The organism is Vogesella amnigena, assembly GCF_042648905.1.
In the GTDB taxonomy this organism is placed as follows: domain Bacteria; phylum Pseudomonadota; class Gammaproteobacteria; order Burkholderiales; family Chromobacteriaceae; genus Vogesella; species Vogesella amnigena.
Window position 1 is genome coordinate 136,031 of sequence record NZ_JBHRYH010000017.1, and the last position, 22,498, is coordinate 158,528.

Here is a 22,498-nt window from a genome sequence, read left to right on the forward strand (position 1 = left end):
AGCCCCGTGGTTGGCCGCAGCCATTTCCGAAGAAAGTCGAGCAAGGTGAAAGACGCGTTCCTGAAGAAGATTGCAGACAAGTCCGCGGTCATCGGCATCGTGGGCCTGGGCTATGTCGGCCTGCCGCTGATGCTGCGTTTCAATGAAGTGGGTTTCAAGGTACTGGGTTTCGACATCGACCAGCGCAAGGTGGATGCCCTGCATGCCGGCCAGAGCTATATCGAGCACATCAGCGCCGACAGCATCGCCAGCGCCCGCGACAGCGGCTTCGAGGCCACCACCGACTTCAGCCGCGCGCCGGAAGCCGATGCACTGATCCTGTGCGTACCCACCCCGCTCAACAAGTACCGCGAGCCGGACATGTCCTTCGTGCTGGGCACCATCGATAGCCTGGTGCCGCACCTGCGCGCCGGCCACCTGGTATCGCTGGAATCCACTACCTACCCGGGCACCACCGACGAAGAACTGCTGCCGCGCATCGAATCGTGCGGCTTCAAGGTGGGCGAGGATGCCTTCCTAGTGTTCTCGCCGGAACGTGAGGACCCGGGCAACCCCAATTTCACCACCCGCACCATTCCCAAGGTATGCGGCGGCGTGACCCCGGCCTGCCAGGAAATCGGCGTGGCGCTGTACAGCGCGGTAATCGACAAGGTGGTGCCGGTGTCGTCCACCCGCGCCGCCGAGATGACCAAGCTGCTGGAGAACATCCACCGCGCGGTAAACATCGGCCTGGTGAACGAGATGAAGATCGTGGCCGACAAGATGGGCATCGACATTCATGAAGTGATCCGTGCCGCCGCCACCAAGCCGTTCGGCTTCGTGCCTTACTACCCGGGCCCGGGCCTGGGTGGGCACTGCATCCCGATCGACCCGTTCTACCTGACCTGGAAAGCGCGCGAATACGGCGTGCATACTCGCTTCATCGAGCTGGCCGGCGAAGTGAACTCGTCGATGCCGGACTACGTGGTGAGCAAGATTGCCGCCGCGCTGAACCAGCGCAAGAAGGCGATCAACGGCAGCAGGATCCTGGTGCTGGGCATTGCCTACAAGAAGAACGTGGACGACATGCGCGAAAGCCCGTCGGTGTTCCTGATGGAAAAACTGCGCGACCTGGGAGCCGAGATCAGCTACAGCGACCCGCACGTACCGGTGTTCCCGAAAATGCGCGAGCACCACTTCGAGCTGTCCAGCGTGGCGCTGAGCGCCGACAGCATCGCCAGCTACGACTGCGTACTGCTGGCCACCGACCACGACAAGTTCGACTATGCGCTGCTGCAACAGCACGCACAGTTGATCGTGGACAGCCGTGGCAAGTACCTGCAGCCTGCGGCCAACGTGGTCAAGGCCTGAGTATTCCGCCAGACGCAAAAAAGCCAGTCACATGTGACTGGCTTTTTTGTGGTTCTTCACAGAATCGTGGGTACGCCACCAGTGTAGGGTGGGCAAAGGCCCTGGGCCGTGCCCACTGGCAAGGTCGTGGTGGTGGGCACGCTACGCTTTGCCCCACCCTACAAAAAAGGTTGGCAGGTGCGGCGATCAGGCCAGCAGCGATTTCACCAGGTCCACATAGCCCTGCATCGCCTGGGCGCTGTCCTGCCCTTTCAGCTTGTCCCAGGCATCGTACTTGGCGCGATTGATGAAATCCATCATGCCAGGGCGCTCGCCCTGCACATCGCCATCGGTAGCCTGCTTGAACAGCGCGTACAGCTGCAGCAGGGTCTGGTTGTCCGGGCGCTCGGCCAGGGTGGTAACGTCTTTTTGCGCCTGTTCGAACAGTGCTTGCAGATCGGACATGATCGTTTCCTCACTCAATGGAGCGTCAATGCGCTCCGGTTGCTGTTGTGTTAGCCCATCGGTACTAAACCGGCAAGCAAATGTACCATGAAACGATCGTTTGACAATCCCCGCCACTAGGGCTGCAGCGCCACCCGGATGTGCTTGCGGCTGCGCACCGGCACGCCACCCTTGAGCGCCGGCATGAAGCGCGCCTGCTGGAAGCTGGCCAGCACAAAGCGGGCGTAGTCGCTGTCGGCATTGCCAGCCACCACCTCCACCTTGTCCACCATGCCCTCGCGACTGATATACAGCTGCAAGTCCAGCGGTTGCGGCTGCGCCCGCGGGTAGTCCAGCAGCAATGGTCCGATCGGCGCGGCCAGCACATCCAGCTCGGCAGCCGGGTAGTAAGGGTCCAGCGCCAGCCCCGGCCAAGGCTCGCTGGCCGCCACCGCTCCGGCATCCTGCGCCATCTCCGCAGCGGCATCTGCCGTGCGGGAGCCATCCGGCTCGGCCATGTCCTGCGCCGGCTCGGCGACAGCGGCGGAGGCTGGCTGTGCGCCAGTCTCCGGGATAGCCGCGGCGGGCACCGTCAAGGCGGGCGGAGGCGGCGCAGCAGCCGGCGGCACTGCCGCCGGCAACGCTACCTGCAACATGGGGACAGCGGCAGGCCTGTCGGCCGGCGCCAGTGGCAGCAGCAATAGCGCCACATGCGCGGCCAACGCCAGCAGCACGCTGAGCAGCAGCGGCTGCTGATGCTGCCAGCACGCGGCGGCGCCGCGCTTACTTGGCCCGGAAGGCCGCTTCAATGGTTTCCACCGGCACCGCGCCGGAGATCATCTTGCCATTGGCCAGGAACAGGGCCGGCGTACCGCCCACGCCCAGTTTCTCTCCCAGCGCGGCAAGCTCGGCCAGCGGCGTGGCGCAGTTTGCTTTGCCGGCCGGCAGCTTCAGGCCATTGCGCATCACGCCGGTCCAGGTGGCGGTACGGTCCTTGCTGCACCAGATCTGCTCCGACTTGCGCGGCGCATCCGGGTGCAGCTGCGCCAGCGGGTAGAGGAAGGTGTAAATGGTGACGTTATCCAGCTTGGCCAGGGTGTCCTGCTCCAGGCGCTTGCAGAACGGGCAATCCGGGTCGGAGAACACCGCCAGCTTACGCTCGCCCTTGCCACGCACTTCCTTGATCGCCTTGTCCAGCGGCAGCGCGTTGAAGTCGAACTTCACCTGATTGAGCTGCTCCAGCCGGCCCTCGGTGATGCTGTTGCGGGTGGCGGTATCGATCAGGTCGCCGGTGAGCAGGTGCTCCACCTTGGCATCGGCGTACACGATGGTGTACTCCTCGCGTGCGCCGCGTTTCATCTTCACCACCACTTCATACAGGCCGGCTACCGGCGCGGCCTGCACGCTGGTGACTTCATGCTGCGGAAACTTGCTCTTGAAGGTGGCCAGCACGCTGTCCGTGCTGTCGTCTGCCGCTGAGGCGGTGCAGGCGATCAGTGACAGGCTCAGCGGGATGATGGCCAGTTGGCGCAGCGAAAACATCATGACAATCCTTTACGGTTAAAAACCCACCGCGTGGCGGGCCAGCTGTCGCTTGATCAGCGGCAGTCGATTGGTCAGGTTGAGGCCGGTGTTGCGCAGCCAGGCAATGCCCGGCAGTTCCTTGGCGTGAAACAGGCCGAACAGGGTATCGCAGGTCAGTTGCATGGTGCGCACCGCTTCCTTGCGGCCGCGTTCATAGCGGCGCAGCGCCAGCCATTCGCCCGGATCACGGCCGGCGGCAATGATGTCAGCCAGCCGCGCGGCATCCTGGAAACCCAGGTTGACACCCTGCCCGGCCAGCGGGTGCACGGTATGCGCCGCATCGCCCACCAACGCCACACGCTCGGCAATCACATGCTGCGGTGTCAGCAGCCGCAGCGGAAACGCCGCCGCCGGGGTGAGCACTTCCAGCTTGCCCAGCGCCTGCTCCCCGGCTTCGGCCACCACGGCGGCAAAACGTTCCGCCGGCAGCGCCAGCAGCGGCTCCGGCTGCGGCGTGGACCACACGATGGAGATGCATTTGCCCGGTAGCGGCAGCCAGGCCAGGATGCCGTCGCCGAGGAACCACTGCCGCGCGATGCCGTCGTGCGGTTTCTCGGTGGCGAAGTTGGCCACCACCCCGCTCTGGCCATACGGCTTCACGTCGGCGGCGATACCGCTTTGCTGCCGCACCCAGGAGTTGGCACCATCGGCGCCCACTACCAGTTTCGCCACCAGCTCGCGGCCATCTTCCAGCTGCAGCTGCGCCTGGCGCGGGTTGTGGCTCAGGCTCAGCGGGCGCACGCCCTCAATCAGTTCCACGCTGCTGGCGTCCTGCAGCTGGCGCCACAATGCGGCCAACAGCCAGCGGTTTTCTGTAATCCACGCTAGCGCCTCGGCACCGGCATCGGCGGCGGAAAACGCGATGCGCCCGCCCTGGTCGCCACGCACGTCCATGCTGGCGATGGTGCCGATACGCGCCATGTCCGGCCAGGCACCCAGGCTATCGAGAAAACGGCGGTTGGCCGGGCTGATGGCATACACCCGCGCATCCCAGCCGCTTTCCAGTTGTTCGAAGCGGGCGCTCTGCCCTTCCACCAGCGCCACGCGCCGCCCCTGGCGATCCAGCGCCAGCGCCAGCGCGGCGCCGACCAGGCCGCCGCCCACGATTACCACGTCAAATTGCTGTTTCATGTATTCCTTGTCACCTTGCGGCCAACATTGGCGCTACACGCCGAATACCAGATGGCTGGCAAAGCGCTTGCGCAGCGGCGGCAGGCTGTCCAGCAGGTTCATGCCGGCGCCGCGCAACTGTTTCAGTAGCGGGTTGGCGCCATCGAACAGCTGGATCAGGCCGTGGGTGAAGCCCACCACGGCGTGGCTGTCCAGCCGGCGCTGTGCCGCATAGCGGCGCAGCAGCGCGGCATCGCCCGGATCGGCGGCAGCGGCCAGCAGCTCGGTGAGCGCCACCGCGTCGCGCAGCCCCAGGTTGAAACCCTGTGCCGCCACCGGGTGCATGGTCTGGGCGGCATTGCCTATCATCACCACCCGGCCGGATACCACGCGGTTCAGCTGGCGCAGCAGCAGCGGAAACACCGCGCGCTCGCCAATGGCGGTAAAGCTGCCCAGGCGCTCGCCGAAGGCCTGCTGCAGCTCGGCCAGCACACTGGCTTCGTCAGCGGCACACAGTCGCTGCGCGTCGTCCGGGGTGCGCGTCCACACCAGCATCATGCGTTCGCCATGCGGCAGCAGTGCAAACGGCCCGGCATCGGCAAAGCGTTCGTAAGCGATGTTGCCGTGCGGCAGGCTGGTGGACACTTCGGCCAGCAGCGCGGTCTGCTGGTAATCGTGCACATGGCGCTGGATGCCAGGCAGGCTTTCCGCCAGCGCGCCACCTTCGGCCAGCACCACCAGCCGTGCGGTGAGCCGGCGGCTACGGCCATCGGCATCCCCTACCGTCAGGCTGGCGTAACGCGCCAGCGACTGCACCGCACTTACCTTGTGCTGCCACAGCACCGGCACGCCCTGTGCGGCCAACGCCTCGCCAAGACTGTGCGTCAGCGCCGGGTAGTCCACCACTGCACCCAGATGTGGCAAGGCCAGGTCGTCGCGGGTGATCACGGTGCGGCCCCAGGCCTGCTGCTGCGACACGTGCACGCTGTCGATATCGGTAGCCGGCAGATCGTCCGGCCAGGCGCCGACCGCTGCCAGTTGCTCGCGGCTGTACCACGACAGTGCCAACGCGCGTGCGTCGCGTACCTGCGCATCCCTGGCACGCGCCTCGATCAGCAGCACGTCGCGGCCAGCCTGTTTCAGGCGCAGCGCCGCCAGCGCGCCCACCGGCCCGCCGCCGACGATGACGATGTCGGAATGAAGAATCTCGCTTTGCATGGTTGTCCTAGGCTGTGGCCGGCTGCGCGGCCTGCATCAGGGCCTCGATGTCGGCAATGCGCTTTGGCGCCGCATCGGTGTAGACATGGTGGCCAGTGGCAGTCACCAGCACGTTGTCCTCGATGCGGATGCCGATATTGTGGAAGGCGGCCGGCACGCGGTCGTCCGGGCGGATGTACAGACCCGGCTCGATGGTGGTGCACATGCCGGGCTGGAATTGTCGCCATTGGCCGCCAGGGCGGCGCAGGCCGACATCGTGCACGTCCAGGCCGAGGAAGTGGCCGATGCCGTGCATGTAGAAGCGGCGGTAGTCGCCGGATTCGATTACCCCGTCCACCGTGCCCTGCAACAGTTTGTAATCCAGCATGCCCTGCACCAGCACACGCAGCGCGGCATTGGCCGGCGCATCCAGCGTGGCGCCGGGCTGCACTGCGGCGATGGCGGCCAGCTCCGCCGCCAGTACTACCTCGTACAGGTCGCGCTGTGGCTGGCTGAAACGGCCATTCACCGGGAAGGTACGGGTAATGTCGCCGGCGTAGCCCATGAATTCGCAACCGGCATCGATCAGCAGTAGGTCGCCGGCATTCAGCCGGGCATTGTTGGCCGCATAGTGCAGCGTGCAGGCATTGGCGCCACCGGCGACGATGCTTTCGTACGCCGGCTGGCGCGCACCGTTGCGCACGAAGTGGTACAGCAGCTCGGCCTCGATTTCGTATTCATAGCGCCCCGGTCGGGTAGCCTGCATGGCGCGCACATGCGCCTCGGCGGATATCTGCCCGGCGCGCTGCAGCACTGCCTGTTCGCGCTCGTCCTTGAGCAGGCGCATTTCATCGACCAGCAGCAGCAGGTCGCCAAACTGCCCCGGCGCATCCACCCCCAGCCGCGCGCGGGCACGCACTGCGTCCAGCCAGCCGGCCACGCGCACATCCCAGCCGGCGTTGCGGCCAACCGGCCAGTACAGCGCCGACATGTCGGCCAGCAACTCGGGCAGGCGCTGGTCCAGCTCGTCCACCGCATAGGCTTCGTCAAAGCCGAAAGCCTCTGCAGCAGCCTGCGGGCCATGACGGAAGCCGTCCCAGATTTCCATATCCGGGTTTTTGGCACGGCAGAACAGGATGGATTTGCCGCGACGGCCGTCCAGCACCAGCACGGCCTCCGGCTCGGTAAAGCCGGTGAGATAGAGGAAGTGGCTATCGGCGCGGTAGGGGTAATGCGCATCGGCATTACGCACCGCTTCCGGCGCGGTAGGCAGCACGGCGACGGCATCGCCGATGGCCGCCAGCAGCTGCTGGCGGCGGGCAAGAAGACTCTGGTGCATGAGCAACACCTGCAATCGAAACGGCGCCCAGTTTACACCCGCCGCCGCCGCCAGGCGATGGCACGATACGCCAGATGGATGCCGGCAGCAGCGCCCAGCAGATCGGCCAGCGCATCCCCCACTTCGGCACTGCGAGTGGCGGTAAACAGGCCCTGCGCAGCCTCCGAGCCCAGCGCCCACAGCAGGCACAAGCCCAGGCTGGTCCGCCACACCACTGCTGCCGGCTGCCCGGCCCGCCAGCGCGGCCACGCCAGCAGCAGGCCGCCCAGCAGGAACAGCGCGAAATGGCCCAGCTTGTCGAAATACGGGATGCCGGACGGCGCCCCGGCTGGCTTGAGCAGCAGCAACCACACTGAAGCCAGCCACCAGGCCAGTGCCGGCCACCAGCGTTGCCATCCCATCATCAGCAGACTCCCGCGCAAAAAATGTTGATAACGCCCGCTCTTAATACGCAGGGCTTTGTTTTATAAACAGCCAGGCTGGCGGCATCTGTCACAAGCGCCTGCTCGCCAGCCTGTACAATGCACCATTGTGCCTGCCCGCGCAGCGCCCTGCAGCCAGGCAGCCCTTACCGCATTGCGAGGCCCCCATGACACGCATCCTGATTACCGGCGGCAGCGGCCAGCTGGGTTTCGAGCTGCAGCGCGCGCTGAGCCTGTTCGGCGAACTGCGCTGCCCCGGCCGCCAGCAGCTGAACCTGGCCCAGCCGGCAGCCATCCTCGCCTGGCTGGATGCCGAGCGCCCGGATGTGATCGTCAACGCGGCGGCCTATACCGCGGTGGATCGCGCCGAGAGCGAGCCGGCACTGGCGCGGGCGATCAACAGAGCAGCGCCGGCAGCCATGGCGCAGTGGGCTGCGGCCAACGATGCGCTGCTGCTGCACTACTCCACCGACTACGTATTCGATGGCAGCGGCGAAACCCCTTGGCGCGAAGACGATGCTGCGCGTCCGCTGTCCGAATATGGCCGCAGCAAATGGCAGGGCGAGCAAGCGGTGCGCGCCAGCGGCTGCCGCCACTTCATCCTGCGCACCAGCTGGCTGGCCGGCCTGCACGGCGGCAATTTCATGAAAACCATGTTGCAGCTGGCCGCCAGCCGCGAACAGCTGCAGGTGGTGGACGACCAGTTCGGCGCCCCCACCCCCGCCTGCCTGCTGGCCGATGTCAGCGCCCAGCTGCTGGCACGCAGCCTTGCAGAGCCGGCACAGCCCTATGGCTGCTACCACGTGGCCAGCCAGGGCGTATGCAGCTGGTACCAGTACGCCGATTTTGTACTGCGGCTGGCGCGGGCGGCCAACTGGCCGCTGCTGCTGGCAGCCGACGGCCTGCAAGCCATTCCCTCCGCCGACTACCCGCAGCAGGCCCTGCGTCCGGCTTATTCGGCGCTGGACTGCGGCAAGCTGCAGCGGCAGTACGACCTGCAGCTGCCTCACTGGCAGCAGGGCATACACCTGCTGTTTGCGCAGCTGGACGCCACACGCCGGAGCTGATGCCCCCGCTGATGGCAGGGTTTAAGCCATCGATAAGCTACGGCTGCTATCAATAAATCTGATAAGCGCCCAGCCGGGCGCAGACCGAGGAGATAGCCATGAAGAAACTGCTGTGGATACTGCCGCTGCTGACCCTGCCGGTACTGGCAGCCTATGCCGAAGACACCCCGCCAGCCGGCCCCCCGCTACTGACCGACAGCGCCGGCCACGACCTGAATGATGATCACGGCAGCGACGGCACAGGCCACGACGCCGGCGACGACAAAGGGCACGATGGCGCCGACCACGACAGCGGCGACGACAAGGGTGGCAGCGACCGTGGAGGACGCGATGGTGGCGGCCATGACGGCGGTGGCAAGGGCAGCGACGATTGAGCAGAAGCGGCACAACGGCACGCTATACTCAATTATCGAACTCGCGCCCGGGGAGGTAGCAATGCGTAAATCACTAGTGGCCCTTTGCTGGCTGACACTGGCGGCGCCGGTAATGGCGCTGGACATCAACGAAGCCACCGTCGAACAATTGGTTGCTTCCGGTTTCAGCACTACAGATGCCCAGACCATCTACGACGCCATTCACCCGACGGTGGATACAGTGAGCCCGGTTACCAGCAGCAAGCAACTGCTGGCCCTGCCCGGCATCACCCAGGGTGACCTGAACCGGGTGCGCAGCCAGCTCACGGTGAACGGCCAGCGCATCACCACCCGCTCCGGCACCGCGCCGGCCATTCCGGGCGTCAGCCCGGCGATTCCGGCCAAGAAAGCCGCCATTCCTACTGCCACCACCGAACAATCGCTGCCGAGCGGTAATGCCACTAACGGCAACCGGGGCGGCAAGAATGAGGGCAACAAAGGCGGCAACAAGGGCGGTAACGGCAAGGGTAACAGCTAAGCCCACAGCCACCTCACACGACAACGCCCCGCTGCCCATGCAGACGGGGCGTTATGTTTGCCGACAATCTCAACCCAGCTGCTGGCGCAGAAACGCCAGCGTGCGCTGCCAGGCCAGGCTGGCGGCGGTCGCATCGTAACGCGCCGCGTTGCTGTCGTTGTTGAAGGCGTGGTTCACCCCTGGGTACAGGTGCAGCTGGTAACGCTTGCCGGCCGCCTGCAAGGCAGCCTCGAATGCCGGAATACCGGCATTGATGCGCTCGTCCAGCCCGGCATAATGCAGCAGCAGTGGCGCCTGGATGCGGCCAACATCGCCTGCCGCCGGCTGACTGCCGTAATACACCACCCCGGCATTCAGCGCCGGCAGATTCACCGCCATGCGCCCCACCTGGCCACCACCCCAGCAGAAACCCACCGCGCCGACCTTGCCATTACCCACCCCCTGCATATAAGCCAGCGCCAGCTGCGACACCGCATCGCCCGTCGCCGGCGTCAGCTTGCCGAACAGATCACGCGCCTTGTCCTCATCTGTCGGCGTACCCCCCATGGGCGACAGGTAATCCGGCGCCAGCACCACGTAACCGGCCAGAGCCAGATTGCGTGCCACATCACGGATATGCGGGTTCAGGCCACGGTTTTCGTGAATCAGCACCACCGCCGGCAGCGGGCCGCTAACACCAACAGGCCTGGCCAGGTAGCCAATGAGAGGCTGTTCGCCAAGGCGACCAAATTGCACTTCCTCCAACCGTAACCGGGCATCGTCGGCCGCCACCTGCGCCGCCTGCGCGTAGTTGTTCTCCAGCAGCGGTAGCAAGGCATAAGCCGCCGCCGCGCCGCCGGCCAGACGCGCCAAGCGATCCAGAAACACCCGCCGCGACAGCGGGGCATGTGTGTATTCGTCATAGAGGCGGATCACCTCCTGGCTGACGACAACGTGATTTGAAGCTGGCTTCATTGCTTACCTTCCCGTGATTAGCAGGCAGTCGTGCCGCCCGACCGGTGCAACAGCGCACCACCATGGCGGCCTGCCGATGGCATGCAGCTTGATGAAACTTGTCTACAGTAGGTACTGTCTTATCGAAACCACGATTTTTGCGGTGAGACGAACCGTGTTTCCAAGGAGTTCCCCATGATGCGCAAATACACCCGTAGCCTTGCCCTGCTGTTTACCGTTGCCGCCCTGTCCGGCTGCGCCGGCATGACGCAGAACCAGAAAAACGCCGCCATCGGTGCCGCTATCGGCGGCGTGGCCGGCTCCATCCTGACCGATGGCAGCACCATCGGCACCGTGGGCGGCGCTGCCGTCGGCGGCGTGATCGGCAGTGGTGCCGTGAAGTAAGCACCGCCTTGACTTGGGGCCGTCAGCGATAAGCGCGCGCCCCAAGTCGCCTGCCGATGTAATTGTCAATCGCAGTAAACCACAATCCGCCTCGCGACATATGCCGCTATAGTTTCCGGCCCGTTACCGGAAATACCGCCATGCCGCGCCGCCTGATAGCTCTGCTTTCCTGCCTGTTTGTCTACAGCACGCACGCGCAGGACATCCTGATCGCCGCCGAAAACGACTGGCCGCCATACTCCTACCTGCAACCCGGCAGCACACAGCCGCAAGGCATGACGCCCTTGCTGGTGCGCGAGGCCTTTGCCAGCCAGGACATTGTCGTGCGCTTTGTCAGCGTGACGCTGGGGCAATGCCAGCAACTGACCCTGGCTGGCAAAGTTGCCGCCTGCTTCGATGTTTCCGTCACCGATGACAACCGCAAGCAGTTCCTGTGGCCGCGCACCCCGCTCTTCTACGAGGAAGTCGGCATCTTCGGCCTGCTGCCGGCCCAGTCCGGCATTGCCGGCCAGCTCCAGACCCTGCCCGGAAGCATCGACCAGCAGACGCTGCAAGGGCGCAACCTGGGCATCACCCAGGGCTACACCTACCCCAGCAAACTGATTACCGATCCGGGTATCCGCAAAGTCGTGGCCGCTACCGAGTCGCAACTGATCGACATGCTGCTGGACCGGCAGGTGGATTACATCCTGATGAACACCCTGCCCGGCTTGCTACACCTGCAGCAGCACGGCGCGGCCGGCAAACGGGTACAGCGGCTGGGAGTGGTAGGCATGGACGCCTTCCTGCTGGCGTTCTCCCGCAGGCACCCACAAGGCGCGGCACTTGCCCGCAAATTCGACGCTGGCATGCAGACGCTGCACGCCAGCGGGCGTTACCAGCAGATCATGCAAAGTTATCGCCAGCAGCTGGGCATGCCCTGAGCACGCGCCGTGCGGGCGCTACCTGTACCAGTCAGCCTCCCTGGCAACACGTGGCTGGTTTCGGCGCCCAACAAAAACCTGCCAGCCGGCAAACGGCTTCTATACTGGCAGTAGCCTGCGGCCAACGCCGCAGCCAGGCCAAGGAGCAGCATCATGAGCAAAACCAGACACAGCACCAAGGAAGCGAAAAAGCCGGCCGCGCACACCATGAAGGAAAAGCGCGCAGCCAAGCATATGAAGAAACAGGCCGCCGCCATGCCGCCTATCGTGATTCCCCACTAGGCCCAGCGCCGCCATCGCCACAGGCCGCCCGCTCACCCCGGCGGCCTTTGTGCTTATCGGCCAGCCGCTGCAGAAGGAGCAAGCATCATGAAATGCTGGACATACGACACCCGCTACGGCGACTTCGAGATCGTGCCGCTGGATGGCAGCTACCACATCATGCACGAGGGAGAAGCACTGGGCGCCTACCCCACCCCGGAAGCCGCCGCCCAGGCGCTGGCCGCCGGCGAAACCAGCTGGCCACCCTTCGGCAACCCGCAAAACCTGGGCATACCGGCCGATCTGGCGCAATGGCACTGCCGGCAGCTGGTTTGACTGGTAGCTGATTTTCCAGCAGTAAAAAGATTGGCAGATAACATCGCGCAGCCTGAGCGTAGGGTGGGCAAAGGCCACAGGCCGTGCCCACCGGCAAGAGGTTACTGGTGGGCACGCTACGCTTTGCCCACCCTACTTGCCGAACCCACAAAAAAGCTTGGCCGCAAGCAGTGAAGGCATGCGGCCAAGCTTAGAAATTACGCGGAGAACGATGGGCTGCATTGCATTTAGCCCAACCTACCATGCTGTTCCATTAGGAAATGAGACCAACCCTAGAAGGGGAAAAGGTAAATATTTGGCTGCACTCCATTCGATCAGAACTACCGTATATTTTTACCCCAACCCCTAACCACGATCAAAAAACAAAACCCCACCAACAAACAAAATAAAATACACCGCAAAATATGCAAAAAATGACAAATTCAGAATCGCACCAACCCTAACACCGGCGTGATCCCAATTGTTCTTGTTAAACAAATATTGATACAGCAACTTACCTTGATATTTTTCACCCGGGAATTTTTTCTTAAAAAACTTATAGTTAAAAATCATAACAAAAACCACAAGGGAAAAAAGAAAAATTCTCATAACCGTCAGCCAATAAAAAAAATCCACCCCCAACTCTCGAACCACCATCAAATCCCCCAAGGTAGAATTCATCGCCAACCATCAAACTGAAGGCGCCCCTTTACTATCATATTTCAACAATATTCAGGCCAGAGCGCATGCTTATGCAATGCCAAAAAAAAGACCGCCAAAAGGCGGCCTTTTTTTATTATCAAGCCAGCTTTGCGAGCTGCACCTTGATCTTCTCCAGCTTGTCGTTCAGCTCCGCCAGCTGCGCCTTGTCGCGTTCCACCAGGTGCGCCGGCGCCTTGTCCACGTAGCCCGGCTTTTCCAGCTTGGCGGTGAGCTTGTCCAGTTCGGCCTGTACCTTGCCCTGCTCCTTGGTAAGGCGCGCGGTTTCGGCGGCTTTGTCCACTTCAACCTTCAGCATCAGGCGGGCGTCGCCGGACATGGCTACCGGGGCATCATCGGCCGGCAGTGCGGCCACGATGCTGCCTTCGGACACGCGAGCCAGCAGTTTCAGGTAGGGCACGAAGTCGGCCAGGCTGGCGTCGCTGGTTTCGATGAACAGCGGCGCCTTCACTGCCGGGCCAATGCCCATTTCGCCGCGCAGGTTGCGCACGGCGTTTACCAGGTCCTTGAAGGCGTCCATGCGGGCGTTGGCCGCAGCATCGATCTTCTCCGGTACAGCCACCGGCCAGCTGGCCAGCATGATGGAGTCGGTGTTCTTCGCGTTGGCCAGCGGCGCCACGGTCTGCCACAGCTCTTCGGTGATGAAGGGCATCAGCGGGTGGGTGAGGCGCAGCGCCACTTCCAGCACGCGCACGATGGTGCGGCGGGTGGCGCGCTGCTGCGCTTCGTTGCCGTTTTGCAGCTGTACCTTGGCCAGTTCCACGTACCAGTCGCAGTACTCGTTCCAGATGAATTCGTAGATCACCTGGGCGGCGATGTCGAAGCGGTAGGTGTCCAGCGCCTCGGTCACGTCGGTCTCGGCCTGTTGCAGGCGGCCGATGATCCACTTGTCGACGAAGCTGTATTCCAGCGGCAGGCTTTCATCCTGGCCGCAGTCCTTGCCTTCCACGTTCATCATCACGAAGCGGGTGGCGTTCCACAGCTTGTTGCAGAAGTTGCGATAGCCTTCTGCGCGCTTGAAGTCGAAGTTGACCGAGCGACCCAGGGTGGCGTAGCTGGCCATGGTGAAACGCAGCGCGTCGGTGCCGTAGGCCGGAATACCTTCCGGGAACAGTTTTTCGGTGGCCTTGGCGATCTGTGGCGCCTTTTCCGGGCGGCGCAGGCCGGTGGTGCGTTTTTCCACCAGCGGCTGCAGGGCGATGCCGTCGATCAGATCCACCGGGTCAATGACGTTGCCCTCGGACTTGGACATCTTCTTGCCTTCGTGGTCGCGCACCATGCCGTGGATGTACACATCCTTGAACGGCACCTTGCCCATGAAGTGGGTGGTCATCATGATCATCCGGGCGACCCAGAAGAAGATGATCTCGTAGCCGGTTACCAGCACCTGCGACGGCACGAAGGCGCGCAGTTCGGCGGTATCCGCCGGCCAGCCCAGGGTGGAGAACGGCACCAGCGCCGAGCTGAACCAGGTGTCCAGCACGTCCTGCTCGCGGCGCAGGGTTTTGCCCGGTGCCTTGGCACGGGCTTCTTCCTCGTTGCGGCCAACGTAGATGTTGCCGTCTTCGTCGTACCAGGCCGGAATCTGGTGGCCCCACCACAGCTGGCGGCTGATACACCAGTCCTGGATGTTGTTCATCCACTGGTTGTAGGTGTTCACCCAGTTTTCCGGGATGAAGCGCACTTCGCCGCTGGCTACCGCGTCGATGGCCTTTTCGGCAATGGATTTGCCGGTGGCATCACCCTCGCCCACCTTGCTCATGGCCACGAACCACTGGTCGGTGAGCAGCGGCTCGATCACGGTGCCGGTACGGTCGCCGCGCGGCACCATCAGCTTGTGCGGCTTGGCTTCCAGCAGCAGGCCCTGGGCTTCCAGGTCGGCCAGCATGGCCTTGCGCGCTTCGGCAGTGGTGAGGCCGGCGTAGGCGGCCGGCAGGTCGATGGTGCCCTGGGCAGTGCCGTCGAAGCCGAATACCTGTGCCTTGGCCAGGATGCGCGCTTCCAGGCTCATCACGTTGATGAGCTTGGTGTCGTGACGCTTGCCCACCTGGTAGTCGTTGAAGTCGTGCGCCGGGGTGATCTTGACGAAGCCGGTACCGAAGGCGGCATCCACGTAGTCGTCGGCAATCACCGGAATCTGGCGGCCGGTCAGTGGCAGCTCCAGCATTTTGCCCAGCAGGTGCTGGTAGCGCTCGTCAGTCGGATTGATGGCCACGGCCACATCGCCCAGCAGGGTTTCCGGGCGGGTGGTGGCTACGGTAACAAATTCGTCGCTCCCTACTACCGGGTACTTGATGTGCCACATGTGGCCATCTTCTTCCTCGGATACCACTTCCAGGTCGGAAATGGCGGTGCCGAGCTTGGCATCCCAGTTGGACAGGCGCTTGCCACGGTAGATCAGGCCCTGTTCGAACAGGCGCACGAACACTTCGGTAACCACTTCGGCGCGGGCATCGTCCATGGTGAAGTATTCACGGCTCCAGTCCACCGAGCAGCCGACGCGGCGCATCTGGCTGGTGATGGTGCCGCCGGATTGCTCCTTCCACTCCCATACCTTGCTGGTAAAGGCGTCGCGGCCCAGGTCGTGGCGGTTGATGCCCTGCTCGGCCAGCTGGCGCTCCACCACGATCTGGGTGGCAATGCCGGCGTGGTCGGTACCCGGAATCCAGGCGGTGTTGTGGCCCTTCATGCGGTAGTAACGGGTCAGGCCATCCATGATGGTCTGGTTGAACGCATGGCCCATGTGCAGGGTGCCGGTGACGTTGGGCGGCGGCAGCTGGATGCAGAAGGAAGGCTGGGTGCTGTCCATATGCGGCTGGAAGTAGCCGGACTGCTCCCATTGATCGTACCAGCGGCGCTCGATGTCGCCCGGCTCATAGCTCTTGGCAAGTTCCTGGGTCATGGTGTGAATTCGGTCTGGTTAGGCAAAAAATGGCGACAATTATAAACCGAATCGCTGCGTGGCGTCCGCACTGCCCCGCCGCGCCGGCAAGGCGAAATGCCCGCCGCCCTCCCAATGGCATCGATATATGTATATATTGTTGAAAATCACGTTCGAATTCACTCCAAGTTACTGAACACACCATGCACAGCCGCCATGTTTTGCTGGTAGAAGACAATGCCGCCGTCCAGCGCACCCTGCAGCGCATGCTGGAAGAAGACGGCTATCGCGCGATCTGCGCCGCCAGCAAACAGGAAATGCTGCGCATCCTGGCCAATGAAGAGCCGGAAACCCTGCTGGCCTGCCTGCTGGACTACTGCCTGCCGGACGCACCGGAAGGCGAAGCCCTGCCGGAGCTGATTGCCCGCCAGATTCCCACCATCGTGCTCACGGCGCGCAACGACCTGGCCACCCGCGAGCAGGTACTGCTGCAGCCGGTGGTGGACTACATCCCCAAGGAAAACCCGTCCGCCTACGAGTACACGCTGCGCATGCTGCACCGCATTGAGCACAATCCGGGTACCAGGGTGCTGGTGGTGGATGACTCCAGCGCCATTCGCGGCTACCTGGGGCAGTTGCTGCAGCGCCAGCTGTACGAAGTGGTGGAAGCCAGCAACGGCGAAACCGCGCTGAACCAGCTGGTGAACGACCCGGGCATCCGCCTGGTGCTGACCGACCACGACATGCCGGGCATGAACGGCGTGCGCCTATGCAGCGAGATCCGTCGCTTTCGCGGCCCTGGCGAGGTCGCCATCATCGGCATCTCCAGCAGCCAGGACCCAAGCATGAGCGCGCGCTTCATCAAGGCCGGCGCCGATGACTTTCTGACCAAGCCGTTCAACCACGAAGAATTCTTCTGCCGGGTAACACGCAACGTCGAGTACGTGGAGAACCTGCAGGCGCTGTCGCGCGCCGCGCGCGAGGACCTGCTGACCGGCCTGCCCAACCGCCGCCATTTCTTTGAAAGCGTGCAGCGCCAGCCGCCGCCGCATGCCCTGGCGGTGGTGGACATCGACCACTTCAAGCATGTCAACGACAACTACGGCCACGATATCGGTGACCAGGCGCTGCGCTGGGTGGGCTCGCTGCTGAGTGAAACCTTCGGCCACGAGCACGTGGCACGCTTTGGCGGCGAGGAATTCGTGATCCAGCTGTCGGCGGATCTGCCGCTGGCGCAGACGCTGGAGGCGTTCCGCCTGCGCGTGGCCAGCGCCGTGCTGCCTACAAGCCGCGGCGACCTGCAGCTTACTGTCAGCATTGGCGCCGCCATCGGCCCGCAGGAAGTGAACATCCTGCTGAAGCAGGCCGACGAGCAGCTGTACCGCGCCAAACAGGCTGGCCGCAACCGCGTCAGCCTGCAGTAGGCATCCGCCGGGCGGCACCCTACTCGCCGCCCTGCGCCTTCTCGATGCGGCGGGCAAACACCTTCATTTCCTTGGCGGCCTGGATGTCCCCCTTGCCCTCGGCAATGGCGATGCCTTCGTGATAGGCCGCCAATGCCTCCTGCGGCTGGCCGGCCTGCAGCAGTGCCTTGCCCAGCAGCTTCCAGGCGGCGGAAAAATCATGCTGCAGCGTTACCGCCTGCCGCGCAAAGCTGGCGGCCTGCGGCCAGTCCTGCAGTCGGGCGTATTCATTGGCGATGCCAAAGCGCAGCATGGCGCCATCGCGCGGGCCATCGCGCAGTTGCAGCAGGTTATCGAGCATGCTCATGACGACTCCTATCGATATTGACGTCAGCATGCGCGCCACGGCCACGGCTGGCAACCCTGCGGCCATCAGGGTTGGCCGCATCAAGCAGGTAGCCCGGATAAGCCAAAGGCGCATCCGGGGAGGGGTTGGCTGCAGATGGCGAGCATTCCCGGATGCGCTGCGCTTATCCGGGCTACAGGTCTGCCGTCTTAACCCCTGGCGAACAGCATGTTGACCGGCGCTCCCCGTAGGGCAGTCTGGCGCCTCACCACGTTGGCCGCATGAGTGCATGCAGGTAGCCCGGATAAGCCAAAGGCGCATCCGGGGTGGGGTTGGCTGCAGATGGCGAGCATTCCCGGATGCGCTGCGCTTATCCGGGCTACGGGTCTACCGTCTTAACACCTGGCGAACAGCATGTTGACCGGCGCTCCCCCGTAGGGCAGCCCGGCGCCTCACCATGTTGGCCGCATCAGCCCAGCAGCAGCAGGTAGACCAGCAGCAGATTGAGCAGCAGCGATACCAGCGCCAGCCGCCGCCACAGCCGTAGCGACAGGCGCTCGGCCCATGGTACCTGGCGACGGGCGCTCAGCGGCTGGCTGTCGCCACGCTCCAGCGCCAGGCGGAATTCCTCGGCGGTTTCGAAGCGTCGCGCCGGGTCCGGGTCCACCGCCTTGGCCAGCAGGGCCTCCAGCCACGGCGGCACCTCCGGCCGGTAACGGCTCACCGGCTGCGGGGTGCCGAAATGCGGCCGCTGGAAGGCTTCGATTTCGCCATACGGGTAGCGGCCACTCAGCAGCCAGTACAGGGTGACTCCCAGCGCATACAGGTCGCTGCCGGCATCCGCTGCCGCGCCATCGAACAATTGCGGCGCCATGAACGATGGCGTACCCACCGGGCCGAGCGCCTCGCCGCTGATGCCGGCGCACCAGGCCACCCCCAGGTCCAGCAGCCGCAGCTGGCCGTCACGCCCCAGGTGGATGTTGTCCGGCTTCACATCGCGATGCACGATGCCCAGCCGGTGCAGCACCGCCAGCGCGCGGCACAACGCCAGGCCGGTCAGCACCACATCGGCCACGCCCAGCGGGCCGGCGGCAGCGCGTGCGGCCAACGTTTCGCCGTCGTACCAGCGCAGCAGGTAATACAGATGGCTGCGCACCGCCTGCGGCGCCACCTCGGCAAAATACGGCGAGCTGACGCGGCGCTGCAGCCATTCCTCTGCCAGCAGCGCCTGCGCCGCCTCGCGATCGCCCGCCAGCGGCGGCGGCAGGGTCTTCAGCACCCAGCGCCGGCCGGCGCTATCGCTCACCCGGTAGGCGAGGCCGGATGGCGAGGCATGCAGCTTGTCCTCCACCGTCAACCCTTCAAACTGCTGTCCGGGCTTGAGCAGTGGTGGTGGCAGCAGCGCCTCGCCACGCGAGAAAGCGTCGTCCAGGTTGGCCGCAGGCAGCGCATCCACCCGCAGCACCAGCGCCGAAACGTTGTCCTGGCTACCGGCCGCCAGTGCCGCCTCCACCAGCACCGCCGCCGCCCGCTGCGGGTCGGTGTGCAGGCGCAGGATCTCGTCGATGCGCAGATCGCCCAGTGCGTTCCACACCCCATCGCACAGCAGCGCGTACACCTCGCCCACCGCCAGGTCGCCGTCGCAGAAATCCGCCACCAGGTGCGCATCCAGCCCCAGCGCGCGCTTGAGCACATGGCGCAGCGACGGCTCCTCCCACACATGGTCCTGGGTCAGGCAGCCGAGGCCGTCGCGCCCCAGCCGGTAGACACGGCAGTCGCCGACATGGGCGATGGTAAAACGCCGCCCGCGCAGCACCAGCACCGACAACGCTGCCACCAGCGAGCGCCCCTGGCTGCGCAGCCAGCGATTGTGCGCGCCCAGCAGCCGGTCCAGCGCCGCCGCCACCGCCCAGGTTTCCGGCGTGGCGTAGTAGTCGGCACATACCGCGCGCACGCTGGAACTGGCGGCCAGCTTGCCATCGGCACAGCCGGACACGCCATCCGCCAGCGCGAACAACGCACCCTTGCCGGCCAGCTGCTCGCCATCCGGCAGGCACCAGCCCAACGCGTCCTCGTTGCGCTCGCGCCGGCCGGGCTGCGATGCCTGGCCGATGCTGAGTTGCAGCTTCATATGTCTCCTTGGGGTTGGGGAGTAACCGGGAGCAGGGAGTAGCGAGTGGGGATCAGGCGCTGCGCGCTTAGACCCTCCTACTCCCTACCCTCACACCCGCGCCGCGGTAATGCTGGAAGCGCCCCAGGTAGTGCGCCAGCGCAGTTTCACCGCATACAGGCCCACCCAGGCCACCAGGCCCAGACTGGCGAACAGCCACAGCCCCAGCTGGTAGTTGCCGGTGTGCTGCTTGACCAGGCCCAGGCCGGCTGCCAGCAGGAAGCCGCCAATGCCGCCGGCCATGCCGATCAGGCCGGTCATCACGCCGATTTCCTTGCGAAAGCGCTGCGGCACCAGCTGGAACACCGCACCGTTACCGCAGCCCAGCGCCAGCATGGCACCCACGAACAGCGCCAGTGCCAGCTGCACCTGCGGCACATTGATGCCCACCACCGCCAGCAGCAGCGCCGCCACGGTGTACACCACCAGCAGGGTGCGGATACCGCCGATGCGGTCGGCCAGCGCGCCGCCCAGCGGGCGCATCATCGAGCCGGCGAACACGCAGGCGGCGGTGTAGTAGCCGGCAGTTACCGCGTTCAGGCCGTACTGGTCGTGGAAGTAGCCGGGCAAGGCGCTGGCCAGGCCGGCAAAGCCGCCAAAGGTCACGCAGTAGAAGAACATGAACCACCAGCTATCCTTGTCGCCCAGCACGCGCAGGTAGTCGGCCATGGCCTTGGGGGCCGGGCGCTGCGGCGCGTTTTTGGCGAACAGGCAGAACAGCACGAACACCACGCCCAGCGGCAGAATGGCCATGCCGAACACGTTTTCCCAGCCAAAGGCTGCGGCCAACCCTGGCGCCAGCAGCGCGGCCAGCACGGTGCCGGAGTTACCGGCGCCGGCAATGCCCATGGCGGTACCCTGGTGCTGTGGCGGGTACCACTGCGAGGCCAGCGGCAGCGCCACCGCGAACGAGGCACCGGCCACGCCGAGGAACAGCCCCAGCAGCAAGGCCTGGCCAAAGCTGTGGATGCCGAACATCCAGGCCGTACCCAGCGCCGCCATTACCACCAGCTGGCCCACGATGCCCGCGGTCTTGGCCGACAGCTTGTCCACCACCAGCCCCATGCCGAAGCGCAGGATGGCGCCGGCCAGAATCGGCGTGGCCACCATCAGGCCGCGCTGCTGTGCCGACAGCTGCAGCGCATCGGCGATCTGGATCGCCAGCGGCCCCAGGATGTACCACACCATGAAACTGAAATCGAAATACAGGAACGCCATCAGCAGCGTGGGGGTATGCCCCGACTTCCAGAAATCCTTGGTCATGTCTTTGCTCCCTTGCCTTCATCGCCTGAAAAGCAAAAAGGTCCGCCCACAGCCGGCTGGCTGCGCGACGGACCTCTTTGTCCGGCTTCGGCGGCCGCCATTGGCTGCCAAAGCTGCAAGGGATACTGAGCAAACACCGTGCCTGCCGAAACAGGCTGCAATCGCCCTGCTGGCGACAGTAGCGGGCTGCCAATGGTGCAGCGCCGCACCGAAGTGCCGCAGCCATGCCCTGCAACAAGGCATGGCGTAGTTTCAGCGCATTAGCGCGTCAGCGCCACGTTGCCCGCGGCCATGCCGCCCTGCACGGCAAATGCGGCGGCATAGCCGGCCGGGTCGCGGCCGTCCCACACCACGCCGTCGATCAGCCGGCTGCTGCGCATGCTGCTGGCCGGCAGCGCCACCCCGGCCAGCTCCGCCCCCTGCTGGTACAGCGCCTGCTGGTTGATGCGACGGGCGATGCCCAGGTAATCCGGTTCCTCGCGCAGCAGGCCCCAGCGCCGGTACTGGGTGAGAAACCACATGCCGTCGGACAGATAGGGATAGTTCACCCGCCCATCGTCAAAGCACTTCAGCCCACCGGCCACGCAAGTGCCGGACAGGCCGGCATTGAGCACCCCGGCCGGCAGCGGCAGCCCTGCGCGCTCCGCCAGCAGCTGCGCCACCTGGGCGCGGTTGCGCACATCATCGACAAAGCGCGAGGCATCCAGCAGCGCGGCGATCAGCGCGCGGGCGGCGTCAGGGTTGGCCGCGGCCCAGTCGGCGGTGCAGCCCAGCACCTTTTCCGGATGATCCGGCCAGATGTCGCCGCTGCTGGCAATGGTGAAGCCCACGCCCTCGGCCGCGCCCAGGCTGTGCCACGGCTCGCCGGCGCAGTAGCCATCCATCTGTCCGGCACGCAGCGCCGCCACCATCAGCGGCGGCGGCACCACGATGCTCTTCACATCGCGCAGCGGGTGGATGCCGTGCGTCGCCAGCCAGTAGTACAGCCACATGGCGTGGGTGCCGGTGGGAAAGGTCTGCGCGAAGGTGAACGGGCGCACATCGTGGCGCACCCGCCGCGCCAGGTCTTCGCCGCTGTGCACGCCTTCGGCGGCCAGCTGCGCCGCCAGGGTGATGCCCTGCCCGTTCTGGTTCAGCGTCATCAGCACCGCCATGTCGCGCTGCACACCGCCCAACCCCAGGTGTACGCCGTATATCAGGCCGTACAGCGCATGGGCGGCATCCAGCGCACCGGTCAGCAGCTTGTCACGGATGGCGGCCCAGCTGGCCTCGCGCGACAGCCGGATGCGAATCCCGTAGCGGCGGTCGAAGCCCAGCTCGGCCGCCACGATCAGCGCGGCACAGTCGGTAAGGGGCAGATAGCCCACGGTCAGGTCGATGCATGCCGCGGCTGTGTCGGCTTGGGTGGCGGTGCTCAATGCGGGAACTCCTTGTCGGATTGCGGCAGGCAGCGCAGGGGTACTGCACCATCCTGGCGCGACGGCGCACCAGGATG

23 protein-coding genes are annotated in these 22,498 nt (G+C 64.8%); 9 read left to right on the plus strand and 14 right to left on the minus strand.

Features of this window, described 5'->3' with window-relative positions:
- The first annotated feature begins 45 nt into the window (after positions 1-45).
- A complete protein-coding gene (locus ACFOKJ_RS07865) occupies positions 46-1,350 on the plus strand; it encodes a nucleotide sugar dehydrogenase (RefSeq protein WP_390278220.1) in 1,305 nt (434 codons plus the stop codon).
- Between the two features lie 186 nt (positions 1,351-1,536).
- Here the strand turns inward: ACFOKJ_RS07865 and ACFOKJ_RS07870 are convergent, their stop codons facing one another.
- The 7 genes from ACFOKJ_RS07870 to ACFOKJ_RS07900 all read right to left on the minus strand — a co-directional run bounded on the left by ACFOKJ_RS07870 (position 1,537) and on the right by ACFOKJ_RS07900 (position 7,407).
- The gene (locus tag ACFOKJ_RS07870) at positions 1,537-1,794 is read right to left on the minus strand and encodes an acyl-CoA-binding protein (protein WP_390278224.1); all 258 of its coding nucleotides are present in this window, start codon (positions 1,792-1,794) and stop codon (positions 1,537-1,539) included.
- A 116-nt stretch (positions 1,795-1,910) separates the two neighbouring features.
- Positions 1,911-2,582: a hypothetical protein gene (locus tag ACFOKJ_RS07875; RefSeq protein WP_390278227.1), complete on the minus strand. Its 672-nt coding sequence runs from the start codon at positions 2,580-2,582 to the stop codon at positions 1,911-1,913.
- Positions 2,557-3,318, minus strand: coding sequence for a DsbC family protein (locus ACFOKJ_RS07880; protein WP_390278230.1), 762 nt, complete (start codon positions 3,316-3,318; stop codon positions 2,557-2,559). The genes ACFOKJ_RS07875 and ACFOKJ_RS07880 overlap by 26 nt, the downstream gene beginning before the upstream one ends.
- Before the next feature lie 15 nt (positions 3,319-3,333).
- Complete coding sequence (locus ACFOKJ_RS07885) at positions 3,334-4,488, minus strand: UbiH/UbiF family hydroxylase (RefSeq protein ID WP_390278233.1); 1,155 nt, start codon at positions 4,486-4,488, stop codon at positions 3,334-3,336.
- A gap of 33 nt (positions 4,489-4,521) precedes the next feature.
- Positions 4,522-5,685 carry an FAD-dependent oxidoreductase gene (locus ACFOKJ_RS07890; RefSeq protein WP_390278236.1) on the minus strand — a complete coding sequence of 388 codons (1,164 nt, stop codon included), beginning with the start codon at positions 5,683-5,685 and terminating at the stop codon, positions 4,522-4,524.
- 7 nt (positions 5,686-5,692) lie between these two features.
- On the minus strand, positions 5,693-7,003 hold the full coding sequence (locus ACFOKJ_RS07895) for an aminopeptidase P N-terminal domain-containing protein (RefSeq protein ID WP_390278240.1): 1,311 nt from the start codon (positions 7,001-7,003) through the stop codon (positions 5,693-5,695).
- Between the two features lie 32 nt (positions 7,004-7,035).
- On the minus strand, positions 7,036-7,407 hold the full coding sequence (locus ACFOKJ_RS07900; protein ID WP_390278243.1) for a VanZ family protein: 372 nt from the start codon (positions 7,405-7,407) through the stop codon (positions 7,036-7,038).
- A 185-nt stretch (positions 7,408-7,592) separates the two neighbouring features.
- Between ACFOKJ_RS07900 and rfbD the strand changes: the two genes are divergently transcribed.
- The 3 genes from rfbD to ACFOKJ_RS07915 all read left to right on the plus strand — a co-directional run bounded on the left by rfbD (position 7,593) and on the right by ACFOKJ_RS07915 (position 9,383).
- A complete protein-coding gene (rfbD, locus tag ACFOKJ_RS07905; protein ID WP_390278246.1) occupies positions 7,593-8,492 on the plus strand; it encodes a dTDP-4-dehydrorhamnose reductase in 900 nt (299 codons plus the stop codon).
- Between the two features lie 98 nt (positions 8,493-8,590).
- Entirely contained in the window at positions 8,591-8,866 is a 276-nt protein-coding gene (locus ACFOKJ_RS07910) for a hypothetical protein (protein ID WP_390278249.1), read from the plus strand.
- A 61-nt stretch (positions 8,867-8,927) separates the two neighbouring features.
- Positions 8,928-9,383, plus strand: a complete 456-nt coding sequence (locus ACFOKJ_RS07915) for a hypothetical protein (protein ID WP_390278252.1) — start codon at positions 8,928-8,930, stop codon at positions 9,381-9,383.
- Between the two features lie 69 nt (positions 9,384-9,452).
- On the opposite strand, the gene ACFOKJ_RS07920 is transcribed toward ACFOKJ_RS07915, so the two are convergent.
- Positions 9,453-10,337, minus strand: coding sequence for a dienelactone hydrolase family protein (locus ACFOKJ_RS07920; protein WP_390278255.1), 885 nt, complete (start codon positions 10,335-10,337; stop codon positions 9,453-9,455).
- 174 nt (positions 10,338-10,511) lie between these two features.
- Here ACFOKJ_RS07920 and ACFOKJ_RS07925 point away from each other — a divergent pair, with 174 nt between their 5' ends.
- The 4 genes from ACFOKJ_RS07925 to ACFOKJ_RS07940 all read left to right on the plus strand — a co-directional run bounded on the left by ACFOKJ_RS07925 (position 10,512) and on the right by ACFOKJ_RS07940 (position 12,241).
- Positions 10,512-10,721 carry a glycine zipper 2TM domain-containing protein gene (locus ACFOKJ_RS07925; protein ID WP_390278258.1) on the plus strand — a complete coding sequence of 70 codons (210 nt, stop codon included), beginning with the start codon at positions 10,512-10,514 and terminating at the stop codon, positions 10,719-10,721.
- 140 nt (positions 10,722-10,861) lie between these two features.
- A complete protein-coding gene (locus ACFOKJ_RS07930; RefSeq protein WP_390278261.1) occupies positions 10,862-11,644 on the plus strand; it encodes a substrate-binding periplasmic protein in 783 nt (260 codons plus the stop codon).
- Between the two features lie 153 nt (positions 11,645-11,797).
- Positions 11,798-11,926, plus strand: coding sequence for a hypothetical protein (locus ACFOKJ_RS07935; RefSeq protein WP_390278264.1), 129 nt, complete (start codon positions 11,798-11,800; stop codon positions 11,924-11,926).
- Between the two features lie 87 nt (positions 11,927-12,013).
- Complete coding sequence (locus ACFOKJ_RS07940) at positions 12,014-12,241, plus strand: hypothetical protein (protein WP_390278267.1); 228 nt, start codon at positions 12,014-12,016, stop codon at positions 12,239-12,241.
- Positions 12,242-12,586: 345 nt separating this feature from the next.
- Here ACFOKJ_RS07940 and ACFOKJ_RS07945 read toward each other — a convergent pair whose 3' ends face one another.
- Both ACFOKJ_RS07945 and ACFOKJ_RS07950 read right to left on the minus strand, forming a co-directional pair.
- Positions 12,587-12,901 (minus strand): hypothetical protein, encoded by a 315-nt coding sequence (locus ACFOKJ_RS07945; RefSeq protein ID WP_390278270.1) that lies wholly within the window; start codon positions 12,899-12,901, stop codon positions 12,587-12,589.
- A gap of 118 nt (positions 12,902-13,019) precedes the next feature.
- Positions 13,020-15,842: a valine--tRNA ligase gene (locus tag ACFOKJ_RS07950; RefSeq protein WP_390278273.1), complete on the minus strand. Its 2,823-nt coding sequence runs from the start codon at positions 15,840-15,842 to the stop codon at positions 13,020-13,022.
- 182 nt (positions 15,843-16,024) lie between these two features.
- Between ACFOKJ_RS07950 and ACFOKJ_RS07955 the strand changes: the two genes are divergently transcribed.
- A complete protein-coding gene (locus tag ACFOKJ_RS07955; protein ID WP_390278276.1) occupies positions 16,025-17,245 on the plus strand; it encodes a response regulator in 1,221 nt (406 codons plus the stop codon).
- A 19-nt stretch (positions 17,246-17,264) separates the two neighbouring features.
- Here the strand turns inward: ACFOKJ_RS07955 and ACFOKJ_RS07960 are convergent, their stop codons facing one another.
- The 4 genes from ACFOKJ_RS07960 to ACFOKJ_RS07975 form a co-directional block, all read right to left on the minus strand.
- A complete protein-coding gene (locus ACFOKJ_RS07960; protein ID WP_390278279.1) occupies positions 17,265-17,591 on the minus strand; it encodes a tetratricopeptide repeat protein in 327 nt (108 codons plus the stop codon).
- A 448-nt stretch (positions 17,592-18,039) separates the two neighbouring features.
- Positions 18,040-19,701 (minus strand): protein kinase domain-containing protein, encoded by a 1,662-nt coding sequence (locus ACFOKJ_RS07965; RefSeq protein ID WP_390278282.1) that lies wholly within the window; start codon positions 19,699-19,701, stop codon positions 18,040-18,042.
- Positions 19,702-19,791: 90 nt separating this feature from the next.
- Positions 19,792-21,003, minus strand: coding sequence for a nitrate/nitrite transporter (locus ACFOKJ_RS07970; protein ID WP_390278285.1), 1,212 nt, complete (start codon positions 21,001-21,003; stop codon positions 19,792-19,794).
- Positions 21,004-21,263: 260 nt separating this feature from the next.
- Positions 21,264-22,421: a CmpA/NrtA family ABC transporter substrate-binding protein gene (locus ACFOKJ_RS07975; RefSeq protein ID WP_390278288.1), complete on the minus strand. Its 1,158-nt coding sequence runs from the start codon at positions 22,419-22,421 to the stop codon at positions 21,264-21,266.
- Positions 22,422-22,498 lie beyond the last annotated feature (77 nt).